The organism is Gemmatimonas aurantiaca T-27 (assembly GCF_000010305.1).
GTDB classification, from domain to species: domain Bacteria; phylum Gemmatimonadota; class Gemmatimonadetes; order Gemmatimonadales; family Gemmatimonadaceae; genus Gemmatimonas; species Gemmatimonas aurantiaca.
Window position 1 is genome coordinate 4,177,538 of record NC_012489.1, and the last position, 12,981, is coordinate 4,190,518.

Annotated in this window: 13 protein-coding genes; 8 read left to right on the forward strand and 5 right to left on the reverse strand. The window is 63.5% G+C overall.

Annotated features, from left to right (window positions below):
- Window positions 1–12: 12 nt before the first annotated feature.
- The 3 genes from GAU_RS18135 (at window position 13) to GAU_RS18145 (ending at window position 5,175) form a co-directional block, all read left to right on the forward strand.
- Window positions 13–1,089: a tartrate dehydrogenase gene (locus GAU_RS18135; protein ID WP_015895363.1), complete on the forward strand. Its 1,077-nt coding sequence runs from the start codon at window positions 13–15 to the stop codon at window positions 1,087–1,089.
- Between the two features lie 75 nt (window positions 1,090–1,164).
- A complete protein-coding gene (locus GAU_RS18140; RefSeq protein WP_015895364.1) occupies window positions 1,165–2,661 on the forward strand; it encodes a CoA-acylating methylmalonate-semialdehyde dehydrogenase in 1,497 nt (498 codons plus the stop codon).
- Between the two features lie 102 nt (window positions 2,662–2,763).
- A complete protein-coding gene (locus tag GAU_RS18145; protein WP_015895365.1) occupies window positions 2,764–5,175 on the forward strand; it encodes a S9 family peptidase in 2,412 nt (803 codons plus the stop codon).
- Window positions 5,176–5,188: 13 nt separating this feature from the next.
- On the opposite strand, the gene GAU_RS18150 is transcribed toward GAU_RS18145, so the two are convergent.
- Window positions 5,189–5,557 carry a hypothetical protein gene (locus GAU_RS18150; RefSeq protein WP_015895366.1) on the reverse strand — a complete coding sequence of 123 codons (369 nt, stop codon included), beginning with the start codon at window positions 5,555–5,557 and terminating at the stop codon, window positions 5,189–5,191.
- Window positions 5,558–5,564: 7 nt separating this feature from the next.
- Complete coding sequence (locus tag GAU_RS18155) at window positions 5,565–6,479, reverse strand: oxidoreductase (RefSeq protein ID WP_015895367.1); 915 nt, start codon at window positions 6,477–6,479, stop codon at window positions 5,565–5,567.
- Window positions 6,480–6,557: 78 nt separating this feature from the next.
- Here GAU_RS18155 and GAU_RS18160 point away from each other — a divergent pair, with 78 nt between their 5' ends.
- Window positions 6,558–7,178, forward strand: coding sequence for a TetR/AcrR family transcriptional regulator (locus GAU_RS18160; RefSeq protein WP_015895368.1), 621 nt, complete (start codon window positions 6,558–6,560; stop codon window positions 7,176–7,178).
- Here the strand turns inward: GAU_RS18160 and GAU_RS18165 are convergent.
- Window positions 7,175–8,077, reverse strand: a complete 903-nt coding sequence (locus GAU_RS18165; protein ID WP_052574622.1) for an EamA family transporter — start codon at window positions 8,075–8,077, stop codon at window positions 7,175–7,177. The genes GAU_RS18160 and GAU_RS18165 overlap by 4 nt on opposite strands.
- A gap of 70 nt (window positions 8,078–8,147) precedes the next feature.
- Between GAU_RS18165 and GAU_RS18170 the strand changes: the two genes are divergently transcribed.
- Complete coding sequence (locus tag GAU_RS18170) at window positions 8,148–8,657, forward strand: Lrp/AsnC family transcriptional regulator (RefSeq protein WP_015895370.1); 510 nt, start codon at window positions 8,148–8,150, stop codon at window positions 8,655–8,657.
- A 104-nt stretch (window positions 8,658–8,761) separates the two neighbouring features.
- Window positions 8,762–9,406, forward strand: coding sequence for a hypothetical protein (locus GAU_RS18175; RefSeq protein ID WP_015895371.1), 645 nt, complete (start codon window positions 8,762–8,764; stop codon window positions 9,404–9,406).
- A 157-nt stretch (window positions 9,407–9,563) separates the two neighbouring features.
- On the opposite strand, the gene GAU_RS18180 is transcribed toward GAU_RS18175, so the two are convergent.
- Window positions 9,564–9,953, reverse strand: coding sequence for a hypothetical protein (locus tag GAU_RS18180; RefSeq protein WP_015895372.1), 390 nt, complete (start codon window positions 9,951–9,953; stop codon window positions 9,564–9,566).
- Window positions 9,954–9,981: 28 nt separating this feature from the next.
- Entirely contained in the window at window positions 9,982–10,245 is a 264-nt protein-coding gene (locus GAU_RS18185; RefSeq protein ID WP_015895373.1) for a VF530 family DNA-binding protein, read from the reverse strand.
- Window positions 10,246–10,437: 192 nt separating this feature from the next.
- Between GAU_RS18185 and GAU_RS18190 the strand changes: the two genes are divergently transcribed.
- Window positions 10,438–11,061 (forward strand): DUF305 domain-containing protein, encoded by a 624-nt coding sequence (locus GAU_RS18190; RefSeq protein WP_052574534.1) that lies wholly within the window; start codon window positions 10,438–10,440, stop codon window positions 11,059–11,061.
- Window positions 11,062–11,116: 55 nt separating this feature from the next.
- Entirely contained in the window at window positions 11,117–12,946 is a 1,830-nt protein-coding gene (locus GAU_RS18195) for an LVIVD repeat-containing protein (RefSeq protein WP_052574535.1), read from the forward strand.
- The last annotated feature ends 35 nt before the right edge of the window (window positions 12,947–12,981 follow it).

Below are 12,981 nucleotides of genomic sequence, written 5' to 3' on the forward strand. Positions count from 1 at the left end.
CACACAGCCAACGTGACCGCTTCTCTTCCGCGCACGGCGCGCATTGCCGTCATCGCCGGCGACGGCATCGGCACCGAGGTCATTCCGGCCGGCATCGATGTCATGCATCGTGCCGCGGGAATGGATGGCTGCACGCTGGAGTTCACGGAGTTTCCGTGGGGATGTGAGTACTACCAGCGCACCGGCACCATGATGAGTGCCGACGCGCTGGACATTCTCTCCGACTTCGACGCGATCTATCTGGGCGCGGTCGGCGCGCCCGGTGTACCCGACCACGTGTCGGTGTGGGAGCTCATTCTCCCCATCCGCCAGCGTTTCGATCAGTACGTGAACCTGCGCCCCATGCGCCTGTTGCAGGGCGTGCCGGGACCGCTGGCTGGTCGCTCGCCAGCGGATATCGACATGGTGTGCATCCGCGAAAACTCCGAAGGGGAATACTCGGGGCTCGGTGGGCGCATGCACCGCGGCACAAAACACGAGGTGGCAGAACAGACGGGATTGTTCACCTGGCGCGGCATCGATCGTATTGCGCGGTACGCGTTCGAGCTCGCACAGCGCCGTCCGCGCAAGCTGCTGGCCAGTGCCACCAAGTCGAACGCGCTGCAACACTCCATGGTGCTGTGGGATGAGGTGGTGGAGTCGGTGGCCGCCGATTATACCGATGTCACCTGCCGCAAATATCATGTGGATGCGTTGGCCGCCCGTATGGTCACGCACCCGCAGACGATCGACGTGATCGTGTCGTCGAATCTGTTTGGCGACATTCTTACCGATCTCGGTGCCGCCATTTCGGGCAGCCTTGGGGTAGCTCCTGGTGCGAACATCAATCCGGAGCGTACGCACCCATCGATGTTCGAGCCCATTCATGGCTCGGCGCCGGACATTGCCGGCAAGGGGATCGCCAATCCCATCGCGTCCATCTGGGCGGGAGCCCTGCTGCTCGATCATCTTGGTATGACGGCGGCACACGATCGTATGGTGCGCGCCATCGAGCGGGTGGTGGGCGAAGGTGGACCACGCACTCCCGATCTTGGCGGTACGGCCAACACCCGCGACGTGGCAGCGGCTGTCACCGACGCGTTGTCCTGAGCCTTTGCAGTCTCCGAGTATCCGGCGCGGGATCTGCCCGCGTATCTCCCTTTTGCTTTTGCGGTCGAGCCAGTCATGAGCCAGCCACGCATTCCCCTGTTCTTCGCGGGTGCTCGCCAGGATGCGCACAGCACACGTACGTCCCCTGTCTACCATCCGGCCAGCGGCACGGTAGCGGCGCAGGTGCCGCTGGGTGATGCCACCGATATTGAAGCGGTCATCGCCGATGCAGCCGCCGCCGCGACGGCATGGGGCGAACGGTCTCCGCTCGATCGCGCCCGCATCATGTTCAAGTGGCGGGAGTTGTGCCTGCTGCACGCCGACGAACTCGCCCGCCTGATCAGCAGTGAACACGGCAAGGTGACGTCCGATGCACGCGGCGAATTGCAGCGCGGCCTCGAGGTGGTGGAGTTTGCGGTGGGCATTCCGCATCTCATGAAGGGCGAGTTCAGCGATCAGGTCTCGCGTGGCATCGATATGCATTCGCTGCGCCAGCCATTGGGCGTGGTGGCTGCCATCACGCCATTCAATTTCCCGGCCATGGTGCCACTGTGGATGCTTGGTCCGGCACTGGCCTGCGGCAACGCGGTGATCCTCAAGCCCTCAGAGCGTGACCCGTCCACCGGCGTGCGTCTGGCCGAACTGTTCGTGGAAGCCGGTGCACCGCCGGGTGTGCTCAATGTGTTGCACGGCGATGCGGAAGCGGTGAACGCCCTGTGCACCGATCCGCGCATTCAGGCGGTGAGCTTCGTGGGTTCCACACCCATCGCACAGCATGTGTACGAAACCTCGGCCAAACACGGCAAGCGCGTACAGGCCATGGGCGGCGCCAAGAATCATCTGGTGGTGTTGCCCGACGCCGATCTCGACATGACCGTGGAAGGCCTCATGGGTTCAGCCTACGGCAGTGCCGGCGAGCGCTGCATGGCCATCTCGGTGGCCGTGGTGGTGGGTGATGCCACCGCCGATGCGCTGGTGGCGCGCCTCGCCGACCGCGTGAAAGCCCTCAGGGTCGGTGACTCGGCCGCCGAGGGCATGGACATGGGCCCGTTGGTCACCGGCGTGCATCGCGACAAGATCAAGGGGTACATCGACCTCGGCGTGCAGGAAGGCGCTACGTTGGTGGTGGATGGCCGCATGCATCCCGCACAGGCGTCGGGTGGGTTCTTCCTGGGTGGTTCGCTGTTCGATCATGTCACCAAGGACATGACGATCTATCGCGAAGAGATCTTTGGCCCGGTGTTGTGTGTGGTGCGCGTAGAGTCGGCTGCTGAGGCGATCGACCTGTGCAACAAACACCAGTACGGCAATGGTGTGGCGATCTTCACGCGCAGTGGCAGCGCAGCGCGCGAGTTTGCCCATCAGGTGCAGTGTGGTATGGTCGGCATCAATGTGCCCATCCCCGTACCGCTCGCGATGTATTCGTTCGGCGGCTGGAAGGCGTCGGCATTCGGCGACCACAACCAGCACGGCATGGACGGCGTGCGATTCTACACCAAGCTCAAGACCGTGACCACGCGGTGGCCGCAGAGTGTGGACGCCGCTTCGTTCAGCATGCCGGTATTGCGTTAGTTGTTACGCTAGCCGGATGGACGGGCAGACTGAATGATAGAGGGGCGTGCCAATGGCGCGCCCCTTTTTCATGACCACCAGGATCCTCCGGGAGACGTGCGGATGTTGCGTCGTATTGTCCTCTTGCTCGCAGGCGCGCTCGCTGTTTCGGGTCGTGTGAGTGCCCAGCCCGTCACCGCCGCCGACTACGCGCGGGCCCGCAGCCTCGCCGACACCTACGCCAATGCGGCCACCGGAGCTGCGGAATCATTTCGGTGGAGCACCGCGTCTCAACTCATCTATCGTAAATCGGTACCTGGTGGACATCAGTTTGTATTGGTCGATGCCAGCACACCAGCAGCACCGGTCAAACGGTCTGCCTTCGATCAGCAGCGACTGGCAGCGGCGCTGAATGCGGCCGACAGCACCGGTGAACCACGCGCGAGCGCACTCGCGTTACCGTTCACCAGTGCAGCGCTGGCCGACGGTGGTGTCCGTGTGGTGTTCAATGCCTGGGGGAGCGATTGGAGCTGCACGCTGAGCGACTATCGCTGTGCAAAGGCGGCGGTGCCATCGGCCGCCCGTGGTGGTGGTGGGTTTGGTGCCGGTGCGCAACCCGTATCGCGTGAAGTGCGCAGCCCGGACGGCAAGCGCATTGCGTACATCGCCAACTACAACGTGTATGTGCGGCCGGTTGGTGGAGCCACCAGTGCGGGCGTGGCGCTGAGTATCGATGGATCGGAAGGCAATCCGTTCACCGGACAGTCCCTCGCCTGGTCACCCAACTCGCGGCATCTCGCCGCCTACCGCGTGAAGCCCGGATATCGGCGTGTGGTGCGATACATCGAATCGTCACCGGCCGATCAGGTACAACCCAAGTACATGGAGCGTGTGTACACCAAGCCGGGCGACCTGCTCGACCTGCAACAACCCGCGTTGTTCGACGCAGACGCACGTACGCAGGTGAACGTGAACCCGTTGCTGTTTCCCGATCCATACAGCCTCTCGCAACCGCAGTGGCGACGTGACGGGCGTGGGTACACGTTCGAATACAACGAGCGCGGACATCAGCGCTATCGTGTGATCGAAGTGAATGCCGAGAACGGCACGCCGCGGGTGCTGATCGATGAACAGTCGAAGACCTTCATCGACTACCGTCGCGCCGCCGGCACGCTGGCAGATGGCGGCCGAGTCTTTCGTGCGGATGTGAACGACGGCAACGAAATCGTGTGGCTCTCGGAACGCGATGGCTGGGCCCATCTGTACCTGTACGATGGTCGCAGTGGCGCAGTGAAGAATCAGATCACCAAGGGTGAGTTTGTGGTGCGTGCCGTGCAACGTGTCGATTCCGTGGCCCGCACCATCACATTCAGCGCCGGCGGTATGGACAAGGCGCAGGACCCGTATTTCGCGCATTACTATCGCGTCAACTTCGACGGCACCGGACTCACACCACTCACCGATGCACCGGCCGACCATGCCGTGACGTTCTCACCCGATGGCGCACTGTATGTGGACTCATGGTCACGGGTGGACATGGCACCCGTTGCGCAGCTCCGCCGCTCCAGTGATGGCCACGTGCTGCTGGATCTCGAGCGTGGCGACCTGGCGGCCCTGCGCGCCACCGGATGGCGCGCGCCCGAGCCGTTCGTGTCCAAGGGACGCGATGGCACCACCGACATCTACGGCGTCGTCGTACGCCCGGTGCGGTTCGATACCCGTCGCAAGTATCCGGTCATCGAATACATCTACGCCGGTCCGCACGGGTCTTTTGTGCCCAAGAACTTCGCCCCGCACTACAACATGCAGTCCATCGCCGACCTGGGATTCATTGTCGTGCAGATCGACGGTATGGGCACCGCCAACCGGAGTCGCGCCTTTCACGACATCGCGTGGAAGAACCTCGGCGATGCCGGTTTCCCGGATCGTATTCGCTGGCACAAGGCCTTTGCCGCGAAGAACCCGTGGTACGACATCTCGCGGGTAGGCATCTTCGGCGGTTCTGCCGGCGGACAGAACGCGATGGGCGCGCTGCTCTTTCACCCGGAGTTCTACAAGGTGGCCGTGTCATTTGCTGGCTGCCACGACAACCGCATGGACAAGATCTGGTGGAACGAACAGTGGATGGGTTATCCCATCGGACCTGAATACGCCGCCAGCTCGAACGTGGTGAACGCGCACAAGCTGCAGGGTGAACTGCTGCTCGTCGTGCCGGAGCTCGATACCAACGTGGATCCGGCATCCACCATGCAAGTCGTGAACGCCCTCATCAAAGCCGACAAGAGTTTCGACATGCTGGTGATGCCCGGCGAGGACCACGGCGGTGGTCGTCGCGGTCCCAGCGCGGCCTACGGCGATCGCAAGATGTGGGACTTCTTCGTGCGGCATCTGTTGGACCAGAAGCCCCCCACCTGGAACGCGCTGGCCGATGCACCGGGCGCGACTCCCAAGACAGCGGCGCCAGGCGATGCAGCGTTTGGTCCGAGTTGGGATGCGCTGGAGGCAAGCTGGTTCAGACCACAGGGCACGCCGTGATACCTGCGGCGTGTTATCTGGTGAGCAGCGCAGCCACGATCATCGCGCACAGCACCACCGCGTTCGCCTTGGGTTGCCAGTACTCCATGAACCCCATGGCAATCGCCAACCACCCCAGTGCCACGACACCACTCATGAGCAAGAGGCGACGTTCATCCATGACGGGTGTAGCGCGCGTCACGAGGTAGAGGCCCAAGGCTCCGAACGCGATGTGTCCCCATGCATAGGCCGTGTGAAGGCCATAGTACAGCGTGGTTTCGGGACCAGGCACACGGATGCGCCGGATGTACTGCGATGCGACATCCGCGAGGAAATGCAACGCGCCGCTGAGTGCCATCCAGCCGAACACCGCGCGCACCAGAAAGACATGCAAGCGATCCATGGGTCTCCTAGTCGAGTGTGATGTTGGTCAGCCGCTCCGACGCCTGCCACAATCGTGTTGCCGCGCTGGCATCGAGCGCCTGCGCTGGCACACGCGCCGGTGCCGGAGATCCGCGCATCTCACTCAGCCGGTTGGGACCGTAGTATTGCCCGCCCTTGGCAGCCGGATCGGTGGCCGCAAAGAGAGTGGGCCATGCCCCCTGCGCCGCGGGCTGAAACAGAAACCACAGGTACTTCCGCGCACGACCTGCGGCGCTCGCAGTACCCGAACCGTTCAAAATCAAATCCGTGCGTGAGATGCCGGGGTGCGCACCGATGCTGGCGATGTTCCACCCCCGCGCTTCGCTGTGGCGCTGCAATTCCAGCGCGAACATCAGACAGGCCAGCTTCGATTGGCCATACGCCACCATCGGCCGATACGCACGTTCGGATTGCAGGTCGTCGAACGCGATGCGCCCATCCCGCGCCGCGACACTCGACAACGTCACCACGCGTGACCCGGGCACCAGCCGAAGCAGCGGCAACAACGGCAGTGTCAGGGCAAAATGGCCCAGATAGTTGGTGCCGAACTGGATCTCGTACCCATCCACCGTGGTACGCCGGTCGGGCGGCGCCATCACTGCCGCGTTGTTCACCAGGATGTCGAGACGGGACAACTGCGTGAGCATGCGATCGGTGAACCGCGCGACCGACTGCAGGCTGGCCAGGTCGACCACTTCGAAGCGCACCGAGGCCTGTGGTACCACCCGCCGCACATGGGCCACTGCGTCCGCGCCCTTCTGCGGAGATCGCCCGGCGATGATCACCTGCGCGTCGGCGCGGGCCAACGCGATCGCCGTTTCGAGCCCCAGCCCGCCCGTGCCCGTCACGATTGCCGTGCGTCCGCGCTGCGAGGATATGTTGGAAGCAGTCCAGCCAGCCATCGTTTACCTCATGAAGTTCATGATTTTTGCACTCAGTGCAGATAATATTGCACTCAGTGCAACTTCACAAGGACCCCAGTGACTGATCGTGCCCGAGGCACCCCCCCGGAAACCGAAGGGCTTCGCGAACGCAAACAGCGCGAAACCCGGGCTCGGATTGCGGCCAAGGGCTTCGCGCTGTTTCTCGAGCGTGGCTACGACCAGACCACGCTGGACGACATCGCCGATGCGGCGGGCATTTCCCGACGGACGTTCTTTTCGTACTACAAGTCGAAAGACGACATCATCATTGCCTGGCAGCTCGATGGCTGGCAGGCGATGCTCGCGCAATTGCGCACGGTCTCGCCGGACCTGACGCCACTCGACGCGGTGCGCGACATGCTGGTGCAGAACACGGCCGGCTTCGAGTCTGAGCAGATGAAGACCATCGACGCGATGATGCGGTCCAGTGACACACTCATGGCCCGCAAACCGGCCGTGTATTTGCTCCAGGAAGCGTCGCTGTATGAGGCATTGTGCGATGTCTGGCGACAGCCTGAGCGCCGCACGGCGTTGCGCATGGTGGCCATGGTCGCCATCGGCACCATGCGCATTGCCATCGAGACCTGGCGCGCCGAGCAGAACACACGCTCGGCGGCTGACGTACTGCAGGACGCGTTCAGCAACCTGCGTACGGAACTGCGGGCCGAATCGGTCTAGCCCACCGGTTGAGTTGTCGCGCGTCGCCTGAAGTCGGGCAGCATGTCTCCCAGTGAACTGCCCGCCGACGCCACCACGATGCACAGCACGGCGAGCCACTGCATCTGCGTGAGGCGTTCGCCGAGCACCAGAAGGCCCGCGAGCACCGCCACGGCCGGCGCGGCACTGAGCAGCAGACTGAATACCGCCACCGGCAAACGTCGCATGGCTTCCATCTCCAGCGTGTACGGCAAGGCACTGGAGAGAATGGCCACGCCGACACCAATCAGCAGCACGTGCGGTGTGAACAGCTCAGAGCCCGACGCGCCAATACCCAGCGGCAGCGCGACTACAGCCGCCGCGGTCATGCCCCAGGCCACCGCATCACCACCCAATGCGTGCGACACCCGCTTGCCGGTGATGATGTACAGCGCCCAACACACGGCCGCCCCGCAGGCAAACGCCACACCGATCGGATCGAGAGCACTGTCGGTACGCCATGGCAACAACAGCAGCAGTCCGCCGGCGGCCAGTGAGAGCCATACAAAATCTCGCGGACGTCGCGACCCACTCAGGGCGACCACCAGTGGCCCGGTCACCTCGATGCTGGTGGCAATGCCGATGGGGATGCGAGCGAATGCCTGGTAGATGAGCAGGTTCATCGTGCCAAGCATCAGCCCGTAGATCACGACCGGACCTCGCAGATCGGCTGGCAGACCACGGCGCCACGGCCGGCGGAGCATCATGAGGAGCGCGGCGGCCAGCGAGATCCGCAACGCGGTCACGCCCAGCGCCCCGACCAGCGGAAACAACTGCTTGCCGAAGGCGGCGCCCAGGTTCATCGCAACCAGCGATCCCAGCACAGCGGCGGTGCCGGTCAGATCGGTCTGACGGGGCGATGAATGAGTCAAAGTCTCCATGGCGCGCACATTCGCACACTTTGTATGAGTTTTCAGCGACATTTTTCGGCATTTCGTGCAATGTTCACGCATGAAATATCCGAGAAATGCAGCTTCCACTCGTGGCGCGCGCCATCTCGACAATTTTGACCGCGCCATCCTCCGCATCCTGCAGGAGAACAATCAGACGCCGCAGCGACAGATCGCCGAACGGGTGCATCTATCGGCGGCGGCCGTGCAGCGACGCATCGCGGCCATGGAAGACAGCGGCGTGATCGCCGCCAATGTGGCCATCGTGTCGCCCGATGTTTTTCATCCGGCCATCACGATCGTGGTGGAGGTGCACCTCACCAGTGACCGGTCCACGGTGGTTGAACCGGCGAAGGCGCTCTTTCGCGGCACGAAGGAGATCCAGCAGTGTTATTTCGTGACCGGCGCCGGCGGGTTCATCATGGTCATCGTGGTGCCGAGCATGACACACTATGAAGCGTTGGCCCGGCGGCTGTTTGCCGACAATGAATCGGTGACCACGTATCGCAGCCTCGTGGTGCTGGATCGCGTGAAGTCCGGCACGGCCATCGAGATTCCGATGGATGAATAGCTGAGCAAGAACCGGCGCTCGTCCCGGAAATCTGATCGCGTGATCTTGCCGCTTTATGGTGTTTCCGCGATCTGTTATGGCATCACCTATTCGGAGGTCCCGCCATGCGATTGCAGTCAATTCCAGTGCTGGCGCTGCTGGCCGGTGCGGTCACCATGACCACGCGTTCTCTCAGCGCACAGACCTGCTTCGGCGGGCTGTCCAGTGTGCGCACCATGCATGCCGTTGGAGCCACGGCCGCCGGCACCGGTGACCGACGTATCATGGCGGGCAGCTATGACCTGCTCACCGATCACCTCATGCTCGGCGCCAAGGTCGGCTACTCGGGCAATTCGTTTGGACAAAGCCGGTCTGGTGTCTTCGACGGTACGATCGCGGTGTCGCCATCGGGATCGCGAGCGCGACAGATGCAGTGGTGCCCCTATGCGCAGGTGAGCCAGCAAAGCCTGATGTATGGCAACCGCACGCTCAGGACGTCGGCGGGGCTCGCGATCGGACGGGACTTTCCGGTGAGCCGCAATCTCACGCTGGTGCCTTTTGCGCAATCGGCGCTGCTGCACATGAACGCCAACACCACGCTGGATGGCCCCTACAGCCGCATGTTGGGCGAGTTTGGTGCCGGGGTGGGTATCCGTGTGGGTGATCGTCTGGCCATCACACCATCCATGCGGGCGCCGCTGGGCAAGACCGTGACGCCGCTTGGAGAACCGGTCTACTCGCTCGGCTTCCGGTTCGGCGTTCCGCGCTGAGCGCGGCCTGCGGCACCGCGCTCCGCGGAGCAATTCAGAGACCACCTGCCCAGCCGTTTTGGACTCACGACGCGCACGTTCTTTTGCCGCCTCGAGTACATCCTCGTCGATATCCAGCGTGGTGCGCATCAGATGCACTGATTCCAGCCGCCCGTCGTCACAGGGCGATGGACTGCAGGCGCACTTCGAGACGTACTGACTCGGGGCCACAATCCCCTCGGCGTACGCGCACGCCGCTTCGCTCCCAACGCCGGTAGCCGCCAAGATGATCCACGGTTACTGCGTAGGTGCCCGCGCGACCCAGCGCGGCACCATAGATCGTCGAATCGCCAGAATACACGCCAGCGGTGTCGACATAGGCGCCATCCCGCACGATCGCGAGGGGCGACTTCAGCGCGGCGCCAGACGCCGAGTCGGACACCACGAGCGTCACGGCCGGATAGAGCTCGTCAAGGCATATGGGAGATTCGGGCAATAATCCGCACCCGCCCACCAGCGGCAGGGTGGAGGCCAGCACCAACAACGCACGACGTTCAACGCCAATCATCACAGACGTCCATTTCTTGAGAGGACCATCAGGACGAAGCCGCACCCCCCGGTGCTGCCGACTTCCGGGGATGCGCCACCGAATGGAGGTACAATGACTCGACCTTATCGCGTGCCCAAGGGGTTTTGCGCAGGAACTTGAGCGAGGATGTCACACTGGGATCGTGCGTGAAACACCGAATGGTGATCCGCTCCCCCAGGCCGTCCCATCCATACCGTTCCACGAGATGTTCGACCATGGCCTTGAGGGTGACGCCATGCAGGGGGTCGGGCTTGCGGGCAGGCTCGTGCATTTGTCGAACGGTCTGAGGGGATCGGGAGTTCTATACAGTAGTCGGTTCGACGCCGGCCGGACCTCGGGCCACCCGGTTCCGGGGCGTCTGGTTTCCCCGACCCCGCTGCAGTATCGTCCTAGGGTTATCCCCTCTAAGGCCCCAGTACGCCGGCGCTCCCTCCTGGCCGGCATCCTTCCGGAGTACCCCGTCATGATGGCCAGACGTTCGATCCTCGCCCTCGCGGTCCTTTCCCTGCTGGCCGGCGCCTCGTCGCAGGCGGCGGCGCAAGGCAGCATGGGCGGCATGGATCACAGCATGCACAAGATGGGCCCCGAGATCGTGATCCCGAAGGGCGCGATCTACACCAAGGCCGATGTGGAATTCATGCAGGGCATGATCGCTCATCACGCGCAGGCCATCGTGATGGCGAAGCTCGCCGAGACCAACAGCACGAACGCCCAACTGCTCAAGCTCTCGCGCAAGATCGACCAGTCGCAGATCCCGGAAATCGAGATCATGCAGGACTGGCTCCGCCGCCACAATCAGTTCGCGCCCGACACGGCTTCGTGGCACGGCATGCAGATGGATGGCATGCTCACCGAAGCCGAAATCAAGGCGCTCGGTGCGGCCAAGGGTACCGAGTTTGACCGGCTCTTCCTCGATGGCATGATCAAGCACCATGCCGGGGCCATCAAGATGGTCGACGATCTGTTCAAGTCGCCCGGCGCTGGTCAGGAAGTCGACGCCAACGTCTTCGCCAACGATGTCGTTACTGCCCAGACATCCGAAATCGGCATCATGCGGCGTCTGTTGACCCAGCTCCCCTCGAAGTGACCCTGCAGCACCGGTTTTGTACGTCCCCCCCTTCCCACCACTGGAGTATCACCTGATGCGCGTCATGCGTGGCGTGGCCCTTCTTCTGGCGACGTGCGTCGTTCCGACGGTTTTGTCGGCACAGACGTACCCGTCCGGCAAGGACCCCCGTAGCACCCTCAAGCCCGGCCGCTATGATGCCGGCATTTCGACGAGCAACATGAAGCTCGTCTCCACCACGCCGAAGGCGGCCCAGTTCGATACGGTGCGCGGCCTCACGTTCGTGAACTCGGACATGGCGTTCGGTGGCAAGTACGTGTACCAGGCGAACTTCGCCGGCTTCACCATCCTCGACATCAGCAACCCGGCCAAGCCGGAAGTCGTGTCGGTGACGCGCTGCATCACGTCGCAGGGTGACCCGTCGATCTACGGCAACCTGCTGTTCATCTCGGCGGAAGGCGCGGGCAACCGCAACGATTGCGGCGACGGTGGTGTGCAGGACCCGAAGGATCACATGGCCGGCGTGCGCATCTTCGACGTGTCCAACCCGAAGGCGCCGAAGCTCGTGAAGAACGTGCAGACCTGCAAGGGCTCGCACACGCACACGATCGTGCCGCACCCGACGGACAAGAAGACCATCTACATCTACGTGTCTGGCCAGCAAGCGGCGCGTCCGGAAACCGAATTGGCCGGCTGCAAGAACGGCAATGATCCGGCCGATGCGAGCAACTCGCTGTACCAGCTCGACATCATCAAGGTACCGCTCAATGCTCCCGAGCAGGCCAAGGTGATCCCGGGCGCGCGCATCTTCACCGGCCTCGATGGCGGCGGTGAGTGCAAGATCTACTGCGCGCCGAGCTCGGGCCGGCCGGCCGGTCCCGGCCGCCCGCAGCCTGCCGCGAACATGCCCGACGGTCCGCGCAACTGCCACGACGTGACGTCGTACCCGGCCATGAACCTGCTGCTGGCCTCGTGCACGACGCACTCGATCCTGGTCGACATCAAGAACCCGGAGAAGCCGTTCCGGATCGATGCGATCATGGACACGAACAACTTCCAGGGTCGCCACACCGCCGCGTTCAGCAACGACGGCAAGAAGCTGATCCAGACGGACGAATGGGGCGGCGGCACGGGCCCGATGTGTCAGGCTTCGAGCATGATCGAACTCGGTGGCAACACCATCCTCACGCTCGACGCGAAGAACAAGCAGACGCAGCGCGCCTACTTCAAGCTGCCGGCTGCACAGTCGGCCGAAGAGAACTGCGTCGCGCACAACGGTGGCATCATCCCGGTGCCGGGTCGTGACCTGTACGTGCAGGGCTGGTACCAGGGCGGCGTGAACATCATGGACTTCACGGATGCCGACAAGGCGTTCGAGATCGGCCACTTCGATCGCGGTGCGATCAACCCGCCGCGTCCGGTGGACGTGCCGTCGGCGGCGGCTCCGGCTGGCCCGCCGGTGCGTGGCAACGGCAACACGATCGGTGGATCGTGGGGTGCGTACTACTGGAACGGCCACGTCTACTCGTCCGAAATGGACCGTGGCCTGGATATCCTCGAGCTGACGCCGAGCGATCTGCTGTCGGCCAACGAAATCGCCGCCGCGAAGCTGGTCGTCTACAGCGAGTTCAATCCGCAGAGCCAGCCGAAGTACTCGTGGCCGGCGGCGTTCGTGGTGGTGCGTTCGTACCTCGACCAGTTGGTGCGTGGCAACGGTCTCGACGCGGCCCGCACGACGGCGATCTCCAGCGCGCTCACCGACGCCGAAGCCAAGACCGGCGCGGCGCGTGCGACGGCGCTGCGCACCCTGGCCACGCAGGTGGACAAGGATGCGGTGGGTGCGAAGGACAGCGCCCGCGTGAAGACGATGGCGTCTGAAATCCGTCGCCTGGCGGCCGCGAAGTAAGCGACTGCTGCACGGTACTCCGATGTGAAACAAAG

Excerpts from the sequence above, each read along its gene's own strand:
- GAU_RS18155 (WP_015895367.1), bottom strand. The coding sequence starts at position 6,479 with ATGGCTGGCTGGACTGCTTCCAACATATCCTCGCAGCGCGGACGCACG.
- GAU_RS18175 (WP_015895371.1), top strand. The coding sequence starts at position 8,762 with ATGCGATTGCAGTCAATTCCAGTGCTGGCGCTGCTGGCCGGTGCGGTC.
- GAU_RS18140 (WP_015895364.1), top strand. The coding sequence starts at position 1,165 with ATGAGCCAGCCACGCATTCCCCTGTTCTTCGCGGGTGCTCGCCAGGAT.
- GAU_RS18185 (WP_015895373.1), bottom strand. The coding sequence starts at position 10,245 with ATGCACGAGCCTGCCCGCAAGCCCGACCCCCTGCATGGCGTCACCCTC.
- GAU_RS18190 (WP_052574534.1), top strand. The coding sequence starts at position 10,438 with ATGATGGCCAGACGTTCGATCCTCGCCCTCGCGGTCCTTTCCCTGCTG.
- GAU_RS18180 (WP_015895372.1), bottom strand. The coding sequence starts at position 9,953 with ATGATTGGCGTTGAACGTCGTGCGTTGTTGGTGCTGGCCTCCACCCTG.
- GAU_RS18145 (WP_015895365.1), top strand. The coding sequence starts at position 2,764 with ATGTTGCGTCGTATTGTCCTCTTGCTCGCAGGCGCGCTCGCTGTTTCG.
- GAU_RS18170 (WP_015895370.1), top strand. The coding sequence starts at position 8,148 with ATGAAATATCCGAGAAATGCAGCTTCCACTCGTGGCGCGCGCCATCTC.
- GAU_RS18150 (WP_015895366.1), bottom strand. The coding sequence starts at position 5,557 with ATGGATCGCTTGCATGTCTTTCTGGTGCGCGCGGTGTTCGGCTGGATG.
- GAU_RS18195 (WP_052574535.1), top strand. The coding sequence starts at position 11,117 with ATGCGCGTCATGCGTGGCGTGGCCCTTCTTCTGGCGACGTGCGTCGTT.
- GAU_RS18165 (WP_052574622.1), bottom strand. The coding sequence starts at position 8,077 with ATGGAGACTTTGACTCATTCATCGCCCCGTCAGACCGATCTGACCGGC.